Source organism: Streptomyces exfoliatus (assembly GCF_000725545.1).
GTDB classification, from domain to species: domain Bacteria; phylum Actinomycetota; class Actinomycetes; order Streptomycetales; family Streptomycetaceae; genus Streptomyces; species Streptomyces exfoliatus.
This window is the reverse complement of sequence record NZ_JNZP01000004.1, coordinates 92,224-114,684: the sequence shown is the minus strand read 5'-3', so window position 1 is coordinate 114,684 and position 22,461 is coordinate 92,224. Positions and strand designations below refer to the sequence as shown.

The 22,461-nt window shown below is 72.5% G+C and carries 20 protein-coding genes and 1 pseudogene; 15 read left to right on the top strand and 6 right to left on the bottom strand.

All coding sequences use genetic code 11. From position 1 onward, the window contains the following. Positions 1-28 precede the first annotated feature (28 nt). The gene (locus IO20_RS0106835) at positions 29-922 is read left to right on the top strand and encodes a YceI family protein (RefSeq protein WP_030550447.1); all 894 of its coding nucleotides are present in this window, start codon (positions 29-31) and stop codon (positions 920-922) included. Between the two features lie 8 nt (positions 923-930). Here IO20_RS0106835 and IO20_RS0106830 read toward each other — a convergent pair whose 3' ends face one another. Beyond that, positions 931-1,191, bottom strand: coding sequence for a hypothetical protein (locus tag IO20_RS0106830; protein WP_397792990.1), 261 nt, complete (start codon positions 1,189-1,191; stop codon positions 931-933). A gap of 33 nt (positions 1,192-1,224) precedes the next feature. On the opposite strand from IO20_RS0106830, the gene holA reads away from it, so the two are divergent. Continuing rightward, positions 1,225-2,217, top strand: coding sequence for a DNA polymerase III subunit delta (holA, locus tag IO20_RS0106825; RefSeq protein WP_030550443.1), 993 nt, complete (start codon positions 1,225-1,227; stop codon positions 2,215-2,217). 494 nt (positions 2,218-2,711) lie between these two features. Here the strand turns inward: holA and rpsT are convergent, their stop codons facing one another. Further along, positions 2,712-2,978 carry a 30S ribosomal protein S20 gene (rpsT, locus tag IO20_RS0106820; protein ID WP_030217470.1) on the bottom strand — a complete coding sequence of 89 codons (267 nt, stop codon included), beginning with the start codon at positions 2,976-2,978 and terminating at the stop codon, positions 2,712-2,714. Positions 2,979-3,162: 184 nt separating this feature from the next. Here rpsT and lepA point away from each other — a divergent pair, with 184 nt between their 5' ends. The 3 genes from lepA to hemW all read left to right on the top strand — a co-directional run bounded on the left by lepA (position 3,163) and on the right by hemW (position 8,430). After that, the gene (gene lepA / locus IO20_RS0106815; protein ID WP_030550441.1) at positions 3,163-5,028 is read left to right on the top strand and encodes a translation elongation factor 4; all 1,866 of its coding nucleotides are present in this window, start codon (positions 3,163-3,165) and stop codon (positions 5,026-5,028) included. A 221-nt stretch (positions 5,029-5,249) separates the two neighbouring features. Beyond that, positions 5,250-7,127: an AMP-dependent synthetase/ligase gene (locus IO20_RS0106810; protein ID WP_030550439.1), complete on the top strand. Its 1,878-nt coding sequence runs from the start codon at positions 5,250-5,252 to the stop codon at positions 7,125-7,127. Positions 7,128-7,188: 61 nt separating this feature from the next. Continuing rightward, complete coding sequence (hemW, locus tag IO20_RS0106805; RefSeq protein ID WP_030550437.1) at positions 7,189-8,430, top strand: radical SAM family heme chaperone HemW; 1,242 nt, start codon at positions 7,189-7,191, stop codon at positions 8,428-8,430. Here the strand turns inward: hemW and IO20_RS0106800 are convergent. From IO20_RS0106800 to IO20_RS0106790, 3 genes and pseudogenes are all read right to left on the bottom strand, one after another. Beyond that, positions 8,427-8,885, bottom strand: a pseudogene (locus tag IO20_RS0106800) (MFS transporter); the annotation flags it as partial. The gene hemW and the pseudogene IO20_RS0106800 sit on opposite strands and share 4 nt — an antisense overlap. A gap of 6 nt (positions 8,886-8,891) precedes the next feature. Further along, on the bottom strand, positions 8,892-9,695 hold the full coding sequence (locus IO20_RS0106795) for a DUF3097 domain-containing protein (RefSeq protein WP_030550433.1): 804 nt from the start codon (positions 9,693-9,695) through the stop codon (positions 8,892-8,894). Positions 9,696-9,705: 10 nt separating this feature from the next. Further along, positions 9,706-10,434, bottom strand: a complete 729-nt coding sequence (locus IO20_RS0106790; protein WP_030550431.1) for an MBL fold metallo-hydrolase — start codon at positions 10,432-10,434, stop codon at positions 9,706-9,708. Positions 10,435-10,582: 148 nt separating this feature from the next. On the opposite strand from IO20_RS0106790, the gene hrcA reads away from it, so the two are divergent. The 9 genes from hrcA to IO20_RS0106745 all read left to right on the top strand — a co-directional run bounded on the left by hrcA (position 10,583) and on the right by IO20_RS0106745 (position 19,616). Next, positions 10,583-11,602: a heat-inducible transcriptional repressor HrcA gene (hrcA, locus tag IO20_RS0106785; RefSeq protein WP_030217447.1), complete on the top strand. Its 1,020-nt coding sequence runs from the start codon at positions 10,583-10,585 to the stop codon at positions 11,600-11,602. Then, positions 11,603-12,742: a molecular chaperone DnaJ gene (gene dnaJ, locus IO20_RS0106780; protein ID WP_030217440.1), complete on the top strand. Its 1,140-nt coding sequence runs from the start codon at positions 11,603-11,605 to the stop codon at positions 12,740-12,742. Between the two features lie 153 nt (positions 12,743-12,895). Further along, on the top strand, positions 12,896-13,993 hold the full coding sequence (locus tag IO20_RS0106775; protein ID WP_030550429.1) for a nitronate monooxygenase: 1,098 nt from the start codon (positions 12,896-12,898) through the stop codon (positions 13,991-13,993). Continuing rightward, positions 13,990-14,733 (top strand): 16S rRNA (uracil(1498)-N(3))-methyltransferase, encoded by a 744-nt coding sequence (locus IO20_RS0106770; RefSeq protein ID WP_030550427.1) that lies wholly within the window; start codon positions 13,990-13,992, stop codon positions 14,731-14,733. Before IO20_RS0106775 ends, IO20_RS0106770 begins: the two co-directional genes overlap by 4 nt. Before the next feature lie 61 nt (positions 14,734-14,794). Next, complete coding sequence (locus IO20_RS0106765) at positions 14,795-16,135, top strand: ATP-binding protein (RefSeq protein WP_030550425.1); 1,341 nt, start codon at positions 14,795-14,797, stop codon at positions 16,133-16,135. Next, entirely contained in the window at positions 16,132-17,235 is a 1,104-nt protein-coding gene (locus IO20_RS0106760; RefSeq protein WP_030550423.1) for a tetratricopeptide repeat protein, read from the top strand. The genes IO20_RS0106765 and IO20_RS0106760 overlap by 4 nt, the downstream gene beginning before the upstream one ends. A gap of 114 nt (positions 17,236-17,349) precedes the next feature. Next, positions 17,350-17,709 carry a histidine triad nucleotide-binding protein gene (locus IO20_RS0106755; RefSeq protein ID WP_030217428.1) on the top strand — a complete coding sequence of 120 codons (360 nt, stop codon included), beginning with the start codon at positions 17,350-17,352 and terminating at the stop codon, positions 17,707-17,709. A gap of 3 nt (positions 17,710-17,712) precedes the next feature. Continuing rightward, positions 17,713-18,618: a ribonuclease Z gene (locus IO20_RS0106750; protein ID WP_030550421.1), complete on the top strand. Its 906-nt coding sequence runs from the start codon at positions 17,713-17,715 to the stop codon at positions 18,616-18,618. 2 nt (positions 18,619-18,620) lie between these two features. Continuing rightward, positions 18,621-19,616, top strand: coding sequence for an adenosine deaminase (locus tag IO20_RS0106745; protein WP_030550419.1), 996 nt, complete (start codon positions 18,621-18,623; stop codon positions 19,614-19,616). Between the two features lie 62 nt (positions 19,617-19,678). Here IO20_RS0106745 and IO20_RS0106740 read toward each other — a convergent pair whose 3' ends face one another. Then, on the bottom strand, positions 19,679-21,010 hold the full coding sequence (locus tag IO20_RS0106740) for an MFS transporter (protein ID WP_030550417.1): 1,332 nt from the start codon (positions 21,008-21,010) through the stop codon (positions 19,679-19,681). A gap of 269 nt (positions 21,011-21,279) precedes the next feature. Here IO20_RS0106740 and IO20_RS0106735 point away from each other — a divergent pair, with 269 nt between their 5' ends. Beyond that, complete coding sequence (locus IO20_RS0106735) at positions 21,280-22,404, top strand: carbohydrate kinase family protein (protein ID WP_030550415.1); 1,125 nt, start codon at positions 21,280-21,282, stop codon at positions 22,402-22,404. Positions 22,405-22,461: the final 57 nt, after the last annotated feature.

Below are 22,461 nucleotides of genomic sequence, written 5' to 3'. Positions count from 1 at the left end.
AAACGAGTCGCACGGGGGTGCGTGAAGAATGTTCGATCGTCTTTTCGGGAAGCGCGCGGGGGGCGCCGCGCGAGGCGGCCCGCTCGCCGGTGTCGCCGTCCCCGCCTCGGCGGGGGTGCTGAGCTGCCGGGTGCTCGACCCCGTGCACGAACCCCTCCGGCAGGCCGAGTTCGTCGTCAGTGACGCCGCAGGCCGCAAGGTGCTCGGCGGCGAGACCGACCCGTACGGTACGGCGCTGGTGACCGTGCCGGCGGGTGAGTACCGGCTCGCCGTCACGGCCGAGGGCTACACGCCGCACCACGGCAGCGCCGTCGTCACCGAGGGCGGCCACACGGGCCTCGGCGACGTCCTGCTCCAGGTCGCCCCGCAGCCCCAGCTCCCCGAACCCGGCGACTGGGAGATCGACCCCTCGCATTCGCAGATCGGCTTCACGGCACGCCACATAGGCCTCGCCCGGATCCACGGCCGCTTCAACAGCTTCGCCGGCGCGGTGCGGATCGGTGACCGGATGGAGCACTCGGCGATGCACGTCGTCATCGACGCGGCCTCCATCGACACCGGGGTGCAGATGCGCGACGACCACCTGCGCTCCGGTGACTTCCTCGACGTCGGCGCCTACCCCACGCTGGAGTTCTTCAGCGAACGCTTCACGCACAAGGGCGGCACCCGCTGGGCCGTCACCGGGGCGCTCACCCTGCACGGAGTGAGCCGTACGGTCACCCTCGACACCCAGTACCTCGGCCTCGGGAGCGGTCTTGAAGGCGAGGCCCGGTGCGCCTGCCGGGCCACCACCGAGCTGCACCGGGAGGACTTCACCCTCACCTGGCAGACGCTCCTCGCGCGCGGCATCGCGGCCGTCGGGTCCAGCATCAGCATCGACCTCGACATCCAGATCGTCCCCAAGGGGGTGGACCGGGGCTGACGGGGGCGTTACTCGGCTTCCAGCCAGCCCTCGTACTCGGCGGCCAGCTCGTCGAGCGCCGCCGGGTCCAGACGGCCCGCCGGATCCTCGACGACGACCAGCCACTGGGCGTCCTCGGCGTCGTCCTCGCCGGCCAGGGCGTCCCGTACGAGCTGCGGTTCCTCGGCAAGGCCGAAACGGTCGGGGAGCTCGCCCGCGACCTCCTCGGCGGCGTCGCGGTCGGGGAGTACCAGTACGTGTCGTTCACTCACCCCGCCATTCTCGGGCATCGCTGTCAGTGGCCCGTGGGATGCTGGATCGCGATGGCCACCAGAAAGACTTCCCCCGACGACCTCCTCGGCCCCGTGACGCTCGCCGTGGGGCAGGAGGACCTGCTCCTCGACCGCGTCGTCCAGGAGGTGGTGCGGGCCGCCCGCGCCGCCGACGCCGACACGGACGTGCGCGACCTCGCGCCCGAGCAGCTCCAGCCCGGCTCGCTGGTGGAGCTCACCAGCCCCTCGCTCTTCGCCGAGCGCAAGGTGCTCGTCGTGCGGAACGCCCAGGATCTCTCCGCCGACACGATCAAGGACGTCAAGGCCTACCTCGACGACCCGATCGAGGACATCTCGCTGGTCCTGCTGCACGCGGGCGGCGCCAAGGGCAAGGGCCTGCTCGACGCGGCGCGCAAGGCCGGGGCGCGGGAGGTGGCCTGCCCGAAGACGACGAAGCCGGCGGAGCGGCTGTCGTTCGTACGGCAGGAGTTCCGGGCGCTCGGGCGGGCGGCCACGCCGGAGGCGTGCCAGGCGCTCGTGGACTCGATCGGCAGCGATCTGCGGGAGCTCGCGTCCGCGGTCGCACAGCTCACGTCCGACGTGGACGGGACGATCGACGAGGCCGTCGTCGGGCGGTACTACACCGGCCGCGCCGAGGCTTCCTCCTTCAACATCGCCGACCGCGCGGTCGAGGGGCGGACGGCGGAGGCCCTCGAGGCCCTGCGCTGGTCGCTCTCGACCGGGGTCGCGCCGGTGCTCGTCACCAGTGCGCTCGCCCAGGGCGTGCGGGCGATCGGCAAGCTGTCCTCGGCAAGAGGCGGCCGGCCCGCCGACCTGGCGCGGGAGCTGGGCATGCCGCCCTGGAAGATCGACCGGGTGCGGCAGCAGATGCGGGGCTGGACGCCGGACGGGGTGTCGGTGGCGCTGCGGGCGATCGCCGAGGCGGACGCGGGGGTGAAGGGCGGCGGGGACGACCCGGAGTACGCCCTGGAGAAGGCGGTGGTCGCGGTGGCGCGGGCGGCGAGGATGCGGCGCGGGGTGTGAGGGGGCGTTTTCCCCCACCCCGCCCCTTCCCGAAACCCTGCCGGGGGCTGGTGGGGGTTGAGGTTTCTTCCCGGGGGCTCCGCCCCCGCACCCCGTGCGATCGGGCGGCGGCTTCGCGCCGCTGAGTCGACCCGGCGCGTGCTCTGGTCTCTGCCGGATGGCTTCTCGGGGGTTCCGCCCTGCTTCCCGTGCAGTCTGGCGGCGGCTTCGCGTCGCCGGGTCGACCCGGCGCGTGCTCTGGTCTCTGCCGGAGGGTTTCCCGGGGGTTCCGCCCCCGCACCCCGTCGGTCCGGCGGCGGCTTCGCGTCGTGACCCCCGGGGCGGGATGCGGCGAAGGCCCCGTCGCTCCTGGGGAAGGAGCGGCGGGGCCTTCGTCGTACAAGCTGGGTGGGCTCGCACCCGCGTGGCGAACGCGTCCGCGTGCGAGTCCTGGTGGCCGGGCGGGAGCGGGAGAGAGGGCCCGCTGGGTCCCGTACGGCCGGTTACATCAGAGCTCAGCCCTGGAGAGCGGCAGCCTTGGTGGCCAGCGCCGACTTCTTGTTGGCGGCGGCGTTCTTGTGGATGACACCCTTCGAGACAGCCTTGTCGAGCGCGCGGGAGGCGGCGCGAGTGGCCACGACGGCCTTCTCGACGTCACCCGCGGCGACGGCCTCGCGGGCCTTGCGGATCGCGGTCTTGAGCGAGGACTTGACGGCCTTGTTGCGCAGGCGCGCCTTCTCGTTCGTCTTGTTCCGCTTGATCTGGGACTTGATGTTCGCCACGAAAAGAGCCTTTACAGGTTCGATGTTCCTTCTGGAGTGTGACTCGCGGCTGAGAGGGCGCACGAGACACAGCTGTCCACAGTATCAGTCACCCTCACGCCCGCCCAAACCAGGCGCAGGGCGACGGGCATGGGACCATGGAGCCTACGTATCGATCCGACATCGCCCCGAGACGAGACCCTGCGTGCCCGCGACTCCTACCAACGTGCCCGAGCCGAGCCGTACCGACCCGGCTCTGATCCGCAACTTCTGCATCATCGCGCACATCGACCACGGCAAGTCCACGCTCGCCGACCGGATGCTCCAGCTGACCGGTGTGGTCGACCAGCGGCAGATGCGTGCCCAGTATCTCGACCGGATGGACATCGAGCGGGAGCGCGGCATCACGATCAAGTCCCAGGCGGTCCGGCTGCCGTGGGCGCCGACCGAGGGGCCGACCCAGGGCGCCACGCACATCCTGAACATGATCGATACCCCCGGGCACGTCGACTTCACGTACGAGGTCTCGCGTTCGCTCGCGGCCTGTGAGGGCACGGTCCTGCTGGTCGACGCGGCCCAGGGCATCGAGGCGCAGACCCTCGCCAACCTGTACCTGGCGATGGAGAACGACCTCACCATCGTCCCGGTCCTGAACAAGATCGACCTGCCGGCCGCCCAGCCGGAGAAGTTCTCCGAGGAGCTCGCGAACCTCATCGGCTGCCAGCCGGAGGACGTCCTCAAGGTCTCGGCGAAGACCGGTGTCGGTGTCGACGCGCTGCTGGACCGGGTCGTCCGCGACGTCCCGGCGCCCGTCGGTGTCGCCGACGCCCCCGCCCGCGCGATGATCTTCGACTCCGTGTACGACTCGTACCGGGGCGTGGTGACCTATGTCCGTGTCGTCGACGGGCAGCTCAACAAGCGCGAACGCATCAAGATGATGTCGACCGGCGCCACCCACGAGCTCCTGGAGATCGGCGTCTCGTCCCCCGAGATGACGTCGGCCGACGGCATCGGCGTCGGCGAGGTCGGCTACATCATCACCGGCGTGAAGGACGTCCGTCAGTCCAAGGTCGGTGACACGATCACCTCCCTGAACAAGGGCGCCACCGAGGCCCTCGGCGGCTACAAGGACCCGAAGCCGATGGTGTTCTCGGGTCTCTACCCGCTGGACGGCTCGGAGTACCCGGACCTCCGCGAGGCCCTCGACAAGCTCCAGCTCAACGACGCCGCCCTCGTCTACGAGCCGGAGACCTCCGCCGCGCTCGGCTTCGGCTTCCGCGTCGGCTTCCTGGGGCTGCTCCACCTCGACGTGATCCGTGAGCGGCTGGAGCGCGAGTTCGGGCTCGATCTCATCGCCACCGCGCCGAACGTCGTGTACCGCGTCGTCATGGAGGACGGCAGCGAGCACACGGTCACGAACCCGAGCGAGTTCCCCGAGGGCAAGATCAACGACGTGTACGAGCCCGTCGTACGCGCCACGATCCTGGCCCCGAGCGAGTTCATCGGCGCGATCATGGAGCTGTGCCAGACCCGTCGCGGCACCCTGATCGGCATGGACTACCTCTCCGAGGACCGGGTCGAGATCCGCTACACCCTGCCCCTCGCGGAGATCGTCTTCGACTTCTTCGACCAGCTGAAGTCCAAGACGCGCGGTTACGCCTCCCTCGACTACGAGCCCACCGGCGAGCAGGCCTCCAGCCTGGTCAAGGTCGACATCCTGCTGCACGGCGACAAGGTCGACGCGTTCTCCGCCGTCACCCACAAGGACGCCGCGTACGCCTACGGTGTGCGGCTCGTCGCCAAGCTGCGCGAGCTCATCCCGCGGCAGGCCTTCGAGGTGCCGATCCAGGCCGCGATCGGCTCCCGGGTCATCGCCCGCGAGACCATCCGCGCCATCCGCAAGGACGTCCTCGCCAAGTGCTACGGCGGTGACATCTCCCGTAAGCGGAAGCTGCTCGAGAAGCAGAAGGAAGGCAAGAAGCGCATGAAGATGGTCGGCTCGGTGGAGGTGCCGCAGGAGGCCTTCATCGCCGTCCTGTCGAGCGACGAGTCCTCAGGCAAGAAGAAGTAGTCGCCGCGGAGGCAGACGACGAACGGGTCCACGTGCAGAGTGCGCGTGGGCCCGTTCCGCGTCGGTACGCGGGTTCGTTCGTTATTGAAGCGACGTGAAGCGACGCCCTGTAGACCCTTACGCGCCAGACCCCGGGCCTTTACTCTGATCCCGGCTCGAAGGTTACTCGCCAGTTAGTTTTACGAACCACCAGAAGGCACCGCCGCCGCCCGGAGGACGTCGTGAGCGACACACAGACCCAGATCGAGAACCGGCCGCCCTCCGTGGCTGCCCTCTTCCTTGAGCGCGTCGAGCGGACTCCGGACGCCGAGGCCTACCGCTATCCGGTGCCCGCCGCCTCCGGCACCGGTCCCGACGACTGGAAGTCGCTCAGCTGGGGGCAGGCCGCCGAGCGGGTCTACTCCATCGCCGCCGGCCTCGCCGACCTCGGCGTGCAGTCCGAGGAGCGCGTCGCCCTGGCCTCCGCCACCCGCGTCGAGTGGATCCTCGCCGACCTCGGCGTGATGTGCGCCGGCGCCGCGACCACCACGGTCTACCCGCAGACCAACGCGGAGGAGTCGGCGTTCATCCTCTCCGACTCCGAGTCGAAGGTCCTCATCGCCGAGGACGCGACGCAGCTCGCCAAGGCCGTGGAGCGCCGCGCCGACCTGCCGAACCTCCACCACGTGGTCGTCATCGACGCCACCGGCGTCGAGAGCGACGGCGAGTTCGTCCTCTCCCTCGCCGAGCTGGAGGCGCGCGGCAAGGCGTACCTGGAGAAGCACCCCGAGGCCGTCAAGGAGCGGGTCGCGGCGATCACCTCGACCCAGCTCGCGACCCTCATCTACACCTCGGGCACCACCGGCCGCCCCAAGGGCGTCCGCCTCCCGCACGACAACTGGTCGTACATGGCGAAGGCCATCGCCGCCACCGGTCTCGTCACCCAGGACGACGTCCAGTACCTGTGGCTGCCGCTCGCGCACGTCTTCGGCAAGGTCCTCACCTCGGGACAGATCGAGGTCGGGCACGTCACCGCCGTCGACGGCCGGGTCGACAAGATCATCGAGAACCTGCCGGTGGTCCAGCCGACCTACATGGCCGCCGTGCCGCGCATCTTCGAGAAGGTCTACAACGGCGTCGCCGCCAAGGCCCGCGCGGCCGGCGGAGCCAAGTACAAGATCTTCCAGTGGGCCGCCGGGGTCTCCCGCGACTACGCCAAGGCGACCCAGGACAACTTCCGCCGCACCGGCACCGCCTCCGCGCCCTTCGGCCTCACGGCCAAGCACAAGGTCGCCGACGCCCTCGTCTACGCCAAGATCCGAGACGCCTTCGGCGGCAACCTGCGCGCGTGCATCTCCGGATCCGCCGCGCTCGCCCCCGAGATCGGCTACTTCTTCGCCGGCGCGGGCATCCACATCCTCGAGGGGTACGGACTCACCGAGTCCTCCGCCGCCTCCTTCGTCAACCCGGGTGAGGCCTACCGCACCGGCACCGTCGGCAAGCCGCTCCCCGGCACCGAGGTCCGGATCGCCGACGACGGCGAGATCCTGCTGCGCGGCCCCGGCATCATGGAGGGCTACCACGGCCTGCCCGAGAAGACGGCCGAGGTCCTGGAGTCCGACGGCTGGTTCCACACCGGTGACATCGGCGAGCTGTCCGCCGACGGCTACCTGCGGATCACCGACCGCAAGAAGGACCTGATCAAGACGTCCGGCGGCAAGTACATCGCGCCGGCCGAGGTCGAGGGCCAGTTCAAGGCCGTCTGCCCGTTCGTCTCGAACATCCTCGTCCACGGTGCCGACCGGAACTTCTGCACCGCGCTGATCGCCCTCGACGAGCCCTCCCTCCTCGGCTGGGCCTCCGAGCACGACCTCGCGGGCAAGTCGTACGCCGAGATCGTCGCCGCCCCGCAGACCGTGGCGATGATCCAGGGCTACGTCGACCGCCTCAACGCCGGCCTCCAGCGCTGGCAGACGATCAAGAAGTTCCGCCTGCTGCCGCGCGACCTCGACATCGAGCACGGCGAGCTGACGCCGTCGCTGAAGTTGAAGCGGCCGGTCGTCGAGCGCGAGTACAAGGACCTCATCGAGGAGATGTACGCGGGGTCCCGGGAGTCCTGACCCTCGTCCCTGTGGAGAGGTTGTCCACAGGCCGGGCGTTCACCTCGGGCAGTACGGGACAATGGGGCTCATGCCTTCCGTACTGCCCGATGGTGAGACCGTTCCCGACGACGGGGCGCTGCCCCCGCACGCCCTGGAAGGGGCAGGGGAGCGGCCGCTCGGGTTCTACCTGCACGTGCCGTACTGCGCGACGCGCTGCGGCTACTGCGACTTCAACACCTACACGGCGAGCGAGCTGCGCGGGACCGGGGGCGTACTGGCCTCCCGGGACAACTACGCCGATCAGGTCGCCGACGAGATCCGGCTCGCCCGGAAGGTGCTCGGGGACGACCCCAGGCCGGTGCGGACGGTGTTCGTCGGCGGGGGTACGCCGACGCTGCTCGCCGCCGGCGACCTCGTACGGATGCTGGGGGCGATCCGCGACGAGTTCGGGCTCGCGGACGACGCCGAGATCACGACCGAGGCTAACCCGGAGTCCGTGAACCCGGCGTACCTGGCGGAGCTGCGGGCCGGGGGCTTCAACCGGATCTCCTTCGGCATGCAGAGCGCCAAGCAGCACGTCCTGAAGATCCTCGACCGGACGCACACCCCCGGGCGCCCCGAGGCGTGCGTCGCGGAGGCGCGCGCGGCCGGGTTCGAGCACGTCAACCTCGACCTGATCTACGGCACCCCCGGCGAGTCCGACGACGACTGGCGGGCCTCGCTCGACGCGGCCATCGGCGCCGGACCCGACCACGTCAGCGCCTACGCGCTGATCGTCGAGGAGGGTACGCAGCTGGCGCGCCGCATCCGGCGCGGCGAGGTGCCGATGACCGACGACGACGTGCACGCCGACCGGTACCTGATCGCGGACTCCGTCCTCGCCGAGGCCGGTTTCGAGTGGTACGAGGTCTCCAACTGGGCCACATCGGAGGCCGGGCGCTGCCTCCACAACGAGCTGTACTGGCGTGGGGCCGACTGGTGGGGCGCCGGCCCCGGCGCCCACAGCCACGTCGGCGGCGTCCGCTGGTGGAACGTGAAGCATCCCGGTGCGTACGCCGCCGCGCTGGCCGCCGGGAAGTCGCCGGGGGCCGGACGGGAGCTGCTCTCCGACGAGGACCGGAGAGTCGAGCGCGTGCTCCTCGAACTGCGGCTCAAGGAGGGCGTCGAACTGTCCCTCCTCAAGCCGGCGGGCCTCGCGGCGTCCCGCAAGGCCCTCGCCGACGGACTGCTCGACGACGGGCCGTACGCCGCCGGGCGGGCGGTACTGACCTTGCGGGGGCGGCTGCTCGCCGACGCGGTCGTGCGGGACCTCGTGGACTAGGCGGTCTCTTGCCGGGCAGGCGGGCCGCCGGCCTCCTGGGCCGAGAGCGTCCCGCGTGACGGCAGGGCGATGAGCAGTGCGCCCAGGACGAGGAGGCCGCTCGCCCACAGCGGTCCGAGCGTCCCCGCCCCGGTCCTGAGGGCGACGGCGGCGACGAGCGGTCCGGCGGCCGCCCCGACGTCGAGCGCCGCGGTCGCGTAGGAGCCGGCCATGGTGAGGGCTCCCGCGGCCTCGCGGAGGACCCGGGCGATCAGGGTGCCGCCCAGTGCGAACGACGCCATGCCCTGGACGAACACGAGGGTGAGCAGCGCTACCGGCTTGTCGGCCAGCACGGCCAGGGCGGGCCGGCCGACGATCAGCAGCGGACCGCCGACCGCGACGACCTGGCCCGGGTACCGGTGGGACCACCGTCCCGCGAGGGTGATCCCGGCGAAGGAGCCGACCCCGAAGAGGACCGACCCCTACGGCGCCGTCACGAAGTCGATCAGTTCCTCCACGCGGCCCAGGAGTTCCGGTTCCAGGTCCTTGTACGACGTGACCCTCGACAGGATGTGCTGCCAGGCCGCGCCCGTGTTGTCGTGCGGCCAGCCCAGCGCGCGGCACACGCCCGTCTTCCAGTCCTGGCCCCTGGGGACCCGCGGCCACGCCCGGATGCCCACCGAGGACGGCTTCACCGCCTCCCAGATGTCGATGTACGGGTGGCCGACGACCAGGACGTCCGGGGAGGTCACCCGCGCGGCGATCCTCGACTCCTTCGAACCCGGGACCAGGTGGTCCACCAGGACCCCCAGGCGCGCGTCCGGCGCCGGGGCGAAGTCCGCCACGATCGACGGCAGGTCGTCGACGCCCTCCAGGTACTCCACGACCACGCCCTCGATCCGCAGGTCGTCGCCCCAGACCCGCTCCACGAGCTCGGCGTCGTGGCGGCCCTCGACGTAGATCCGGCCGGCCCGCGCCACGCGCGCGCGTGCGCCCGGCACCGCGACCGAGCCCGAGGCCGTACGGGTGGGGCGGGCGGGGGCCGCGACCGGGCGGACCAGAGTCACCACCCGGCCCTCCAGGAGGAAGCCGCGCGGTTCCATCGGGAACACCCGGTGCTTGCCGAAGCGGTCCTCCAGCGTCACCGTGCCCGCCTCGCAGCGGATCACCGCCCCGCAGAAGCCCGTGGCGACCTCCTCGACGACGAGGTCGCGGTCGGCCGGGATCTCCGGGACGGGCTTCGGCTTCTTCCAGGACGGCGTCAGGTCCGGGTTGTAGCTGCGCATTCCGGTGACGTTAGGTCACGTGGAAGCGGTGTGCCAGTTCATCGCGCTGTGCCCGTACGAACGTGGCGTCCACCACGGCACCGTGCCCCGGCACGTACACCGCCTCCTCGCCGCCGAGCCGCAGCAGCCGGTCGAGCGCGTCCGGCCAGCGGGAGGGGATCGCGTCCGGGCCGGCCTGCGGCTCGCCCGACTCCTCGACGAGGTCGCCGCAGAACACCACCTCCCGCTCGCCCGGCACGAGGAGCACCAGGTCGTGGCCCGTGTGACCGGGGCCCACGTTCGCCAGGAGGACCTGCCGGCCTCCCAGGTCGAGCGTCCACTCGCCCGAGACCACGTGCCGCGGGACCACCAGGGCGTCCACCGCCTCCGCGGCCGCCGCCGGGTCCAGCCCGTGCCGCACCGCGTCCCCGCGCAGCTCGTCCCGGTCCCGCACCCGGCCGAGCAGCTCGTCCGAGCCGACCGCGCCGAAGACCTCCGCGTCCGCGAACGCCGCCGTGCCCAGCACATGGTCGAAATGGGGATGACCGAGTGCGATGTGCGTCACTTCCCGGCCGTTCGTGAGCCCCGCGATCTGGGCCCGCAGCTCGGCGCCCTCCGCGAGCGACGAGCCCGTGTCGTACAGCAGTACGGCCCGTTCACCCAGGACCAGCCCGACCGTGGCGTCCCAGCGGGGCAGCCGTCGCCGGCCCACCCCGTCCGCGAGCCGCTCCCATCCGTACGCTTCCCAATCCACGTCCATGAGGCGACGCTAACCGGTGGGAGCGCCGCCACCTTGCCAGGAGCGACGCCCGCCGCCGTACACTGGCCGGGGGATCGCTGGCACTCGAACAGGGCGAGTGCCAAATGCGGAGCAACCGGAACGACGACGAGAGCTGGAGGTGCGCACGATGCTCAGCGAACGCAGACTCGAGGTGCTGCGCGCCATCGTCCAGGACTACGTCGGGACGGAGGAGCCCGTCGGCTCCAAGGCGCTCACCGAGCGGCACAAGCTCGGCGTCTCGCCGGCCACGGTGCGCAACGACATGGCCGTCCTGGAGGAGGAGGGCTTCATCGCCCAGCCCCACACCAGCGCCGGCCGCATTCCGACCGACAAGGGCTACCGGCTCTTCGTCGACCGGCTCGCCGGCGTCAAGCCGCTGTCGACGCCCGAGCGCCGGGCCATCCACAACTTCCTCGACGGCGCGGTGGACCTCGACGACGTCGTCGGCCGCACGGTCCGGCTGCTCGCCCAGCTGACCCGCCAGGTCGCCGTCGTCCAGTACCCCTCGCTGACCCGCTCGACCGTCCGGCACGTGGAGCTGCTCTCGCTGGCCCCCGCCCGCCTGATGCTGGTGCTCATCACGGACACCGGCCGCGTCGAGCAGCGGCTCATCGACTGCCCCGCGCCCTTCGGCGAGACCTCGCTCGCCGACCTGCGGGCCCGGCTCAACAGCCGGGTCGTCGGCCGCCGGTTCGCCGACGTGCCGCAGCTGGTGCAGGACCTCCCCGAGTCCTTCGAGGAGACCGAGGACCGCGCCACGGTCACGACCGTGCTCGCGACCCTCCTCGAAAGCCTGGTCGAGGAGCACGAGGAGCGGCTGATGATCGGCGGCACCGCCAATCTCACCCGCTTCGGACACGACTTCCCCCTGATGATCAGACCCGTCCTCGAAGCTCTGGAGGAGCAGGTCGTGCTCCTCAAGCTGCTGGGCGAGGCCAAGGAATCGGGCATGACCGTACGCATCGGGCACGAGAACGCCCACGAGGGGCTGAGCTCCACGTCCGTCGTCTCGGTCGGCTACGGTTCGGGCGGCGAAGCAGTCGCCAAACTCGGCGTGGTCGGACCGACCCGCATGGACTACCCCGGAACGATGGGAGCGGTACGCGCAGTGGCACGTTACGTCGGACAGATCCTGGCGGAGTCGTAAGTGGCCACGGACTACTACGCCGTACTCGGCGTGCGCCGCGACGCTTCCCAGGACGAGATCAAGAAGGCGTTCCGGAGGCTCGCCCGCGAGCTGCACCCGGACGTCAATCCCGATCCCAAGACGCAGGAACGCTTCAAGGAGATCAACGCCGCCTACGAGGTCCTCTCGGACCCGCAGAAGAAGCAGGTCTACGACCTCGGCGGCGACCCGCTCTCGGCCTCCGGCGGAGGCGGCGCGGGCGGCTTCGGGGCCGGTGGCTTCGGCAACTTCTCCGACATCATGGACGCCTTCTTCGGCACGGCCTCGCAGCGCGGCCCGCGCTCGCGGACCCGCCGCGGCCAGGACGCCATGATCCGTCTGGAGATCGACCTCAACGAGGCGGCCTTCGGCACGACCAAGGACATCCAGGTCGACACGGCGGTCGTCTGTACGACCTGCTCGGGCGAGGGCGCCGCACCCGGCACCTCCGCGCAGACCTGTGACATGTGCCGCGGCCGCGGCGAGGTCTCGCAGGTCACCCGGTCCTTCCTCGGCCAGGTCATGACCTCGCGCCCCTGCCCGCAGTGCCAGGGCTTCGGCACCGTCGTCCCGACCCCGTGCCCCGAGTGCGCGGGCGACGGCCGGGTCCGGTCCCGTCGCACCCTCACGGTCAAGATCCCGGCCGGTGTCGACAACGGCACCCGGATCCAGCTCGCGGGCGAGGGAGAGGTCGGCCCCGGCGGCGGCCCCGCCGGCGACCTGTACGTCGAGATCCACGAGACCCCGCACGACATGTTCCAGCGGCGCGGCGACGACCTGCACTGCACGGTCACCCTGCCGATGACCGCGGCCGCGCTCGGCACCAAGGTGCAGCTGCAGACCCTCGACGGCCTCGAGGAGATCGACATCCGTCCGGGCACCCAGTCCGGCCAGTCGATCCCGCTGCACGGCCGTGGCGTCACCCACCTCCGCGGCAACGGCCGGGGCGACCTGATCGTGCACGTCGAGGTGCAGACCCCGGGCAAGCTCGACGCGGAGCAGGAGCGCCTCCTGCGCGAACTGGCCAAGCTGCGCGGCGAGGAGCGGCCCACCGGCCAGTTCCAGCCGGGGCAGCAGGGGCTGTTCTCGCGGCTGAAGGACGCCTTCAACGGGCGGACCTGACCCGGTCAGTACAACGAAGTGGGAGGGGCGGGACGGCGGTGAGCCGTCCCGCCCCTCCGCGTTTTCCCGAACCGGCGCGCACAGTCCGGGAGCCGCCTTCCTGACCTGACGTACGGATTCGGCGCCGAAGCAGGGGCATGGCACGATGCCCATATGTCCACCACCGCACTGAACGATCTCTCTCGGTTTCCGATCGTGCAGGCCCCCATGGCGGGTGGCGCCTCCTGTCCCGAACTGGTCGGAGCCGTCTGCGAGGCCGGGGCGCTCGGCTTCCTGGCCGGCGGCTACAAGACGGCCGGAGGCCTGTACCAGGAGATCAAGCAGGTACGCGGGCTCACCGCACGCCCCTTCGGCGTCAACCTCTTCATGCCGCAGACCGGGCGGCCCGCCGACCCCGCCGCCCTCGAGGTCTACCGCCACCAGCTCGCCGGCGAGGCCACCTGGTACGACACCCCGCTCGGCGAGGCCGACGACGGCCGCGACGACGCCTACGACGCCAAGCTGGCCATCCTCCTGGACGACCCGGTCCGCGTCGTCTCGTTCACCTTCGGCTGCCCCGAGCCCGAGGTCCTCGCCTCCTTCGCCCGCGTCGGCACGTACACGATCCTCACGGTCACCTCCGCCGACGAGGCCCTCACCGCCCAGCGGGCCGGCGCCGACGCGGTCTGCGTGCAGGGCGTCGAGGCCGGCGGACACCAGGGCGCGTACCGCGACGACCCCGCCGACGACGCCCCGGGCACCGGACTGCTCGCCCTCCTCACCCAGGTCCGCGAGAGCGTCGCGCTGCCGATCGTCGCCACCGGCGGGATCATGCGCGGCGCGCAGATCGCCGCCGTCCTCGCCGCCGGGGCCGACGCCGCCCAGCTCGGCACCGCGTTCCTCTGCTGCCCCGAGTCGGGCGCCCACCCGCTGCACAAGCGGGCCCTGACCGACCCGCTGTTCACCAGGACCGCCTTCACCCGGGCCTTCTCCGGGCGCCCGGCGCGCGGCCTCGTCAACCGCTTCATGCGCGAGCACGGGCCGTACGCCCCCGCCGCCTACCCCGAGATCCACCACCTCACCGCCCCGATCCGCAAGGCCGCCGCCACCGCGGGCGACGCCCAGGGCATGGCCCTGTGGGCCGGCCAGGGCCACCGGCTCGCCCGCGAACTCCCCGCGGGACAGCTGGTCGAGGTGCTGGCCGCCGAACTCGACACCGCCCGCACCGACCTCTGCGACACCTCCGGTTTCGCCCACAGGAGCACCTCATGACCGCACCCGTCTTCGTCGTCGACGCCGTCCCCGGCGCCGGCACCTTCGTGCTCGAAGGGCCCGAAGGGCGGCACGCCGTCTCCGTGAAGCGGCTTCAGGGCGGTGAGGACCTCGTCCTCGTCGACGGCCGCGGCCGGTGGGCCGACTGCGTGGTGCTCACCGCCGAGGGCAAGGACCGGCTGACCGTGCAGGTGTCGGGCGTGTACGAGGACCCCGCGGAGGAGCCCCGGATCACCGTCGTCCAGGCGCTGCCCAAGGGCGACCGGGGCGAAGTCGCCGTCGAGACGATGACGGAGACCGGGGTGGACGCCGTCGTGCCGTGGGCCGCCTCCCGCTGCATCACCCAGTGGAAGGGTGACCGGGGTCTGAAGGCGCTCGCCAAGTGGCGGTCCACCGCGCGCGAGGCCGGCAAGCAGTCGCGCCGCACCCGGTTCCCCGAGGTCGCCGACCTGATGACGACGAAGCAGGTCGCCGCGCTTCTCGCGGGCGCCGACTTCGCGGCGGTCCTGCACGAGGACCGCGACCACCCGAGCGGCGCGCTCGCCACCGCCGAACTCCCGGAGAAGGGCTCGATCGTGCTGATCGTGGGCCCCGAGGGCGGTGTCTCGCCGCAGGAACTCGCCGCGTTCGAGGAGGCCGGGGCGAAGCCGTACCGGCTGGGCCGGAGCGTGCTGCGGACCTCCACGGCGGGTACGGCGGCGACGGCGCTGGTCCTGGGCCGCACGGGCCGCTGGAGCTAGCGCAGGCGAGCGCACGGCACCCGGTGGACAGCGGCCCCCCGACGCTCCTTAGGGTGGCCGCATGGCCGACGAGTCCCCCCTGATCCGCAGTCTGCGCGCCGCCGTGGCCGCCGCCCCCGGCGACGTACCCCTGCGTCTTCACTTCGCCGAACTCCTCCTGTCCGACGGGCGGAACGACGAGGCCGTCGCGGAGGCGGCGGTCGCGCTCCAGCACGCGCCGGGGGACGCGGACGCGCGCGCCCTGATGATGCGGGCGATGGGGGTGCCGCAAGCCACCGCGCCCACCACGCCGGCCGAGCCCATCGCGCCGATCGCGCCCACCACGCCGGCCGAGCCCATCGCGCCGATCGCGCCCACCCCGCCGGCCGACCCCATCGCGCCGACCGCGCCGACCGTACCCACGAACGGATTCGACTGGGACGCCGCCGAGCAGCAGGTCCAGGACCTCGTGGGACCCCGCTTCCTGGAGGATCCGCAGGCCGCCGACGGCGAGGGGCAGGCAGGGGGCGCCGCCGCCTGGGACGTCGACGCGCCCGGTTCCGTACGCCTCGCCGACGTCGGCGGCATGGAGGAGGTCAAGGACCGGCTCGAAGCCGCCTTCCTCGCCCCCATGCGCAACCCCGAACTGCGCCGCCTGTACGGCAAGTCGCTCCGCGGCGGCCTGCTCCTCTACGGCCCGCCCGGCTGCGGCAAGACCTTCATCGCGCGGGCCGTCGCGGGCGAACTCGGCGCGAACTTCCTCACCGTCTCGCTCTCCGACGTCCTCGACATGTGGATCGGGGCCTCCGAGAAGAACATCCACGACATCTTCGAGACCGCCCGCCGACAGGCCCCCTGCGTCGTCTTCCTCGACGAGCTGGACGCCCTCGGAGCCAAGCGCTCCCGTACGCACCACAGCGGCCTGCGCAACGTCGTCAACCAGCTCCTCACCGAGCTCGACGGCATCGCGAGCGGCGCCGGCAACGAAGGCGTCTTCGTGCTCGCCGCCACCAACGTCCCCTGGGACGTGGACATCGCGCTGCGCCGCCCCGGGCGTCTCGACCGCACCCTGCTCGTGCTCCCGCCGGACGCCACCGCCCGGGAGTCGATCCTCCGCTACCACCTGCGCGAGCGCCCCATCGAGGCCGTCGATCTCGGCAAGCTGGTCAAGGCCACCGAGGACTTCTCCGGCGCCGACCTCGCCCATGTCTGCGAGACCGCCGCCGAGGCCGCGCTCCTCGACTCCGCCCGCAGCGGCTCCGTACGCCTCATCACCACCAAGGACCTGCTCGGCGCGGCCAAGCAGATCAAGCCGTCCACGGAACCGTGGTTCGCCGCCGCCCGGAACGTCGCCATGTTCGCCAACGAGGGCGGCCTGTACGACGACCTCCTCGCCCACCTCAAGCGGAAGCGCAAGCTGTGACCACCCCGGCCACCCCGACCGCCCTCCTGCGGGCCGAGGCCCTCTACGACACCGGGCGGTACGCGCAGGCCGGCCGGCTCGTCGCCCAGCACCTGGCGACCGAACCGGAGGACGCCGAGGCGCTCGTCCTGCTGGCCCGCTGCCACCACCGCGCCGAGGACCACCCGGCCGCCCTCGCCGCCGTGGACCGGGCGCTCGCCGCCGAACCCGAGCTGCTCATGGCCTGGCTGATGCGGGTGCAGATCCTGCTGGGCCTGCGGCGCTTCCAGGACGCCGAGACGTCCGCCCGGTACGCCGTCCGCCTCGCCCCGCAGTACTGGGGCACCCACTACGCCCTCGGGACCGCCCTCGCCCAGTTCGGGGAGCACGCGCGTACGCCCGCGCGTGCCGTCGAGGCGTACGAGGCGGCGCGGGCCGCCGTGGCCCTCGCCCCCGAGGAGGACGCGGCCCACTTCCTGGTCGGGCTCACCGCCCAGCGCCGGGGCGACCACGCCACCGCGCAACGGGCGTACGAGACGACGCTTCGGCTCAACCCGCAGAGCAGCGAGGCCCACAACAACCTGTCGCTGCTGCGGCTGCGACGCCGCTGGTTCCGGCGCGGGGCATGGACGCAGGCCGCCGAGGGCTTCGTCGCCTCCGCCGCGCTCGACCTCCAGGACCGCAAGGCCCGCTACAACCTGGAGGCCATGGCCTGGAACACCGTCGCCGGAGCCCGCTGGGTGGCCCTGCTCGGCTTCGTCGCCGCCGCGCTCGGCTCCTCCCCGGTCCGTACCGGAGCCACCGGCGCGGAGGCGGTCGTCCCCTTCCTGATCGGCGCGGCCGTGCTCCTCGGGGCCTGGGGCGGCTGGGTGCTGTGGATGGGCCGCCGCGTGCCGCCCCGGCTGCGCCGCCCCCTGCTCCTCGTGGCGCGTTCCTGCCGGCCGGTGATCGCGATGGCCACCGCCGTGGGGCTCCTCGGGCTCTACTCGGTGGTGACGATGGCCCTGTGGTCCTTCGGCGCGGGAGCGGTCGGCGGACTCGGGACGCCGCTGTTCTGGGCCGTGATCATCACGTACTGGGTGAGCCGCTCGGCCCTGAACCGGCGCGCGCCGAAGGACTGACCGGGGACGCGTTCCCGTCGGTGCCGGCGGATAGCATTCCCGTTGTACCGACCGACAGGCGCTGTCCGACCGACGGACGCCGTACCGATCGACAGAGGCGAGGAGGCCCGGGCCATGGCCGGAGAGCCGCAGAGCGACTGCCTGTTCTGCAAGATCTCGGAAGGGGAGGTGCCGGCGACGATCGTTCGCGAGACGGAGACCACCGTCGCCTTCCGCGACATCAACCCGCAGGCACCCACCCACGTGCTCGTGATCCCGCGCCTCCACTACCCGGACGCCGCGTCGCTCGCCGCCGCCGCGCCGACCGTCGCCGCCGACGTGCTGCGCGAGGCCGGTGAGATCGCCGCCCAGGAGAAGATCGAGGGCAGCGGCTTCCGGATCGTCTTCAACACCGGCGCCGGCGCAGGACAGACCGTTTTCCACGCCCACGCGCACGTGCTGGGCGGCCGCGGCCTCAACTGGCCCCCCGGCTAAGCCGTGTCCGTACGCGAACTGGTCGTCCTCGGAACCGCCAGCCAGGTCCCGACCCGGCACCGCAACCACAACGGCTATCTGCTGCGCTGGGACGGGCAGGGCATCCTCTTCGATCCCGGCGAGGGCACCCAGCGGCAGATGCTGCGCGCCGGGGTCGCCGCGCACGACCTCGACCGGATCTGCGTGACGCACTTCCACGGTGACCACTCGCTCGGCCTGGCCGGGGTGATCCAGCGGATCAACCTCGACCAGGTCCCGCACCCGGTCACCGCGCACTACCCGGCGAGCGGACAGCGCTTCTTCGAGCGTCTGCGGTACGCGACGGCCTACCGCGAGACGGTGAAGCTGACCGAGTCGCCGGTCGCCGCCGACGGGCCGATCGCCGTCACCGACACGTTCACCCTCGACGCGTACCGGCTCTCGCATCCCGTCGAGTCGTACGGCTACCGCCTCACCGAGCCCGACGGGCGCCGCATCCTGCCCGAGCGGCTCGCCGCCCACGGCATCAAGGGCCCCGACGTGGGCCGGATCCAGCGCGACGGCGTCCTGGACGGCGTGACCCTCGACGAGGTCAGCGAGATACGGCGCGGGCAGCGGTTCGCCTTCGTCATGGACACCCGGCTCTGCGAGGGCGTGCACACCCTCGCCGAAGGCGCCGACATGCTCGTCATCGAGTCGACCTTCCTCGACGAGGACCTCCGTCTCGCCACCGACCACGGCCATCTGACGGCCGGCCAGGCCGCCGCCGTCGCCCGCGACGCGGGGGTGCGGCACCTCGTCCTCACCCACTTCTCGCAGCGCTACTCCGACCCGGCCGCCTTCGAGCTCCAGGCGCGGGCGGCCGGGTTCGACGGCGAACTGAGCATTGCCCAGGACCTCATGAGGGTCCCCGTACCGAAACGAACGTGAACATGCCCGTACCCAAGGCCGAACTGCACCTCCACATCGAAGGCACCCTCGAACCCGAGCTGGCCTTCGCGCTCGCCGCGCGCAACGGCGTCACCCTGCCGTACGCGGACACCGACGAGCTGCGCGGCGCGTACCGGTTCAGCGACCTGCAGTCCTTCCTCGACCTGTACTACGGCCTGATGGCCGTCCTGCGCACCGCCGAGGACTTCACCGAGCTCGCCGACGCCTATCTGGAGCGGGCCGCCGCGCAGGGCGTCCGGCACGCCGAGATCTTCTTCGACCCGCAGGCGCACACCGCCCGCGGTGTCCCGATCGGCGCCGTGATCGAGGGCCTGAGCGCCTCCCTCGAACGCTCCGAGGAGCGGTACGGGATCTCCACCCGGCTCATCATGTGCTTCCTGCGCGACGAGTCCGCGGAATCGGCGCTCGCCACCCTGGACGCCGCCAAGCCCTACCTGGACCGGATCACCGGAGTCGGCCTCGACTCGGCGGAGGTCGGCCACCCGCCGGCCAAGTTCCGCGAGGTGTACGAGGCCGCCGGGGCGCTCGGTCTGCGCAAGGTCGCCCACGCGGGCGAGGAGGGTCCCGCCGCGTACATCCGCGAGGCCCTCGACGTCCTCGGCGTGGAGCGCGTCGACCACGGCCTGCGCTGCATGGAGGACGCGGACCTGGTCGACCGTCTCGTCCGCGAGCGGGTGCCGCTCACCCTCTGCCCGCTGTCGAACGTACGGCTCCGCACGATCGACACGCTCGCCGACCACCCGCTGCGGGCGATGATGACGGCGGGTCTCCTCGTCACCGTGAACTCGGACGACCCGGCGTACTTCGGCGGGTACGTGGGCGACAACTTCGACGCGGTGCGGGAGACGCTCGGCCTTGAGCCGGAGCACCTCCGCGAGCTGGCCCGCAACTCGTTCCTCGCGTCGTTCCTGGAGGACGACGAGGAGCGCAGGGCGCGGTACCTCGCCGAGGTGGAGGCCTACGCGTTCGAGGCGTAGGAGCCGGTACGGCCGCGGGCCCGGCCCGCGCGGCGGCCGCCATCCCGCCCACGCGCCGGGCGCTATCCCCGGTCCGAGGGGCGGGCGAGCCGGTACGCCGCCTTCGTGAGGCGACGGCGGCCCGCGGGGACGGCGATGGCCGCCACCTCCTGCTCGGGGGCGCCCATCTGGGGGACAAGGGCGGGGGTCGCCGAGGCGTTCCCCGCCAGGACCGCCGCGGGCGCACCGCCCCGGCGCCGCACCGAGCCGGGGACCAGCGGCCGGCCGGACGCGTGGCGGGCCACCGCCGTCATCGGGAGCGCGACCAGGACGAGCAGGGCGCACAGGACCAGGCCCATGCCCGGGTATCCGGCGCTCTCCGACAGCAGGCTCCCGGCCACCGGGCCGCACGCCACGCCGAGCGAGGACGCGGAGCCGACCAGGACGGCCCAGCGGCCGCGCGGGTCGAGCGAGGCGGCCAGGCCGAGCAGGTACGAGAGGACCACCGGGTAGACGGCGTTCCACAGGATCTCGCCGGTCGCGAACGAGACCAGGCCTTCGGCGGCCGAGCTGAGCAGTACGCAGCCCGCGATGAGGACGGTGCCCGCCCCGATGGGCACGGCCCGGCCCAGGCGGGAGCCGAGCGCCCCCGCCGCCGTGACCCCGGCGAGGCCCGCGCCGAGGGCGGCGGCGAAGACCGCGCCGACGGTCACCTCGGAGAGCCCCGCCTGGGTGAGCCCGATGCGGCCGCTCACGCCCCACAGCGCGTTCTGCGCGAGGGACCAGCACAGGATGCCCGCCGCGAGCACCACCCCCGCCCGCCGGTGGGGGAGCGGGCCGGAGACCGTCGGGGCCTCCCGTACCGCGCGCGTGCGCCCCGGCAGCCGGCCGGTCAGCGGCCACACCAGGGCCGCCGCGCAGGCGATGGCGAGCAGCGCGGGCGCGTGGCCGTCCGCCAGGTGCGGGAGGGTGAGGTAGAGGGCGCCCGCCGTCGCCGAGACGGACAGCAGCCCGAGCGTCGCGGCCCGGTGCGGGTCCCACTGCCCGGCGATCCCGGCGGCGGCCACCGCCGTCGCCGTGCCCGAGCCGAGGCCGCCGAGGACGGCGCCCGCCACCACCAGCGGCACGATGCCGGTCGCGGCGGCGGAGCCGTATCCGACGGCCATCGCGAGCAGGCCCGCGCGGGACGCCGTGCGGGGGCCGATCCGCTCCCCGCGCGCGGCGAGCGCGAAGCCCGCGCACGAGGAGGCGAGCAGGAGCACGGAGCCGACCAGGCCCGCCTGCGCCGGCGACAGTGCGAGACCGGCGGAGAGCCGGCCGACGACGGTCGGCAGCAGGTACGGGGCCAGGTAACCGGCGGTGAAGAGGGCGACGAGGGCGGCGAGAGCCCCCGGGACGCGCGGGCGCGACGACATGGGCGTTCCAGGAACTGAACAGGGAAATGAGACGGCGCCCGGTGATCCACGGGGTCGCGGCACCATGTGTATCAAGCATCCGAGTGAGCGGAGAAGGCGGTATCCCCCGATTCGGCCTGTGATACGGGTCACTATCGGTTTGGGAGCGGACCGGTGGGGGAACGCGTTGCGGCCGTGTTGCGTAACCCCCGTCTCTCCACCCCCATCGGGCACACTGTCCAGATCGGCACCACGGTGCCGATCCGCGCACCACGACCGGGGAGACCGCCGTGACCACAGCAAGGGGAGACCAGCCGCAACCCGACGCCGAGGTCGACCCGTTGGTGTGTCTGCGCGAGCCCACCGATCCCGCCTGCGACGTCTTCCTGACCGGCACCGTCTTCCTCGACATCATCTTCACCGGCCTCGACAGCGCCCCCGTCCGCGGCACCGAGTCCTGGGCCCGCGGCATGGGATCGAGCCCCGGCGGCGTCGCCAACATGGCCACCGCCCTCGCCCGCCTCGGCCTGCGCACCTCCCTCGCCGCGGCCTTCGGCGACGACCACTACGGCGAGTACTGCTGGGACGCCCTGGAGCAGGGCGAGGGGATCGACCTGTCACTCTCCCGCACCGTCCCCGGCTGGCACTCGCCCGTCACCGTCTCCATGGCCTACGAGGGCGAACGGACCATGGTGTCCCACGGCCACGAGGCCCCACCCGTCGACGCCGCCGGCGCCCTGCCCGCCTACCCGCCCCACGCGCGCGCCGCCGTCGCCTCCCTCGCCCCCGGCCGCAGCGAGGAATGGGTCGCCCGCGCCGCCCGCGGCGGCGCCAAGATCTTCGCCGACGTCGGCTGGGACGACACCGGCCGTTGGGACCTGGCGGGACTCGCCGACCTGGCGCACTGCGAGGCCTTCCTGCCGAACGCCGCCGAGGCCATGCGCTACACCCGCACCGACTGCCCCAGGGCCGCCGCCCGCGCCCTCGCCGACAAGGTCCGCTACGCCGTCGTCACCCTCGGTGCCGAAGGCGCCTACGCCGTCGACGGCGCCACCGGCGAGACCGCCGAGGTGCCCGCCATCCAGGTCTCCGCCCTCGACCCGACCGGCGCGGGGGACGTCTTCGTCGCCGGGTTCGTCACCGGCACCCTCGCCGACTGGCCGCTCGCCGACCGGCTCGCCTTCGCCGGGCTCACCGCAGCCCTCTCCGTCCAGGAGTTCGGCGGCTCCCTGTCCGCCCCCACCTGGGGCGAGATCGCCGCCTGGTGGCAGCACGTCCAGGGCCACGCCATGCAGGACCCCGAGACCCTGCGCGACCGCTACGCCTTCCTCGAACGGCTCCTGCCGGCCCCGGACCGGCCCTGGCCGCTGCGCCGGGCGGTGCCCACGATCGGCTTCCGCGCGGCCGCTTCGTAAATCCCTTCGGGCTGTCGGTACCAAGTCGTAGGCTGGGTAACCCAGAGGTTGTCGAGC

Bases quoted from the DNA above. Each gene is read 5' to 3' on its own strand.
- IO20_RS0106740 (WP_030550417.1), bottom strand. From the start codon at position 21,010: ATGTCGTCGCGCCCGCGCGTCCCGGGGGCTCTCGCCGCCCTCGTCGCC.
- IO20_RS0106755 (WP_030217428.1), top strand. From the start codon at position 17,350: ATGGCCGGAGAGCCGCAGAGCGACTGCCTGTTCTGCAAGATCTCGGAA.
- IO20_RS0106835 (WP_030550447.1), top strand. From the start codon at position 29: ATGTTCGATCGTCTTTTCGGGAAGCGCGCGGGGGGCGCCGCGCGAGGC.
- hemW (WP_030550437.1), top strand. From the start codon at position 7,189: ATGGGGCTCATGCCTTCCGTACTGCCCGATGGTGAGACCGTTCCCGAC.
- IO20_RS0106770 (WP_030550427.1), top strand. From the start codon at position 13,990: ATGACCGCACCCGTCTTCGTCGTCGACGCCGTCCCCGGCGCCGGCACC.
- IO20_RS0106830 (WP_397792990.1), bottom strand. From the start codon at position 1,191: ATGCCCGAGAATGGCGGGGTGAGTGAACGACACGTACTGGTACTCCCC.
- IO20_RS0106790 (WP_030550431.1), bottom strand. From the start codon at position 10,434: ATGGACGTGGATTGGGAAGCGTACGGATGGGAGCGGCTCGCGGACGGG.
- IO20_RS0106775 (WP_030550429.1), top strand. From the start codon at position 12,896: ATGTCCACCACCGCACTGAACGATCTCTCTCGGTTTCCGATCGTGCAG.
- IO20_RS0106795 (WP_030550433.1), bottom strand. From the start codon at position 9,695: ATGCGCAGCTACAACCCGGACCTGACGCCGTCCTGGAAGAAGCCGAAG.
- IO20_RS0106745 (WP_030550419.1), top strand. From the start codon at position 18,621: ATGCCCGTACCCAAGGCCGAACTGCACCTCCACATCGAAGGCACCCTC.
- IO20_RS0106765 (WP_030550425.1), top strand. From the start codon at position 14,795: ATGGCCGACGAGTCCCCCCTGATCCGCAGTCTGCGCGCCGCCGTGGCC.
- holA (WP_030550443.1), top strand. From the start codon at position 1,225: ATGGCCACCAGAAAGACTTCCCCCGACGACCTCCTCGGCCCCGTGACG.
- hrcA (WP_030217447.1), top strand. From the start codon at position 10,583: ATGCTCAGCGAACGCAGACTCGAGGTGCTGCGCGCCATCGTCCAGGAC.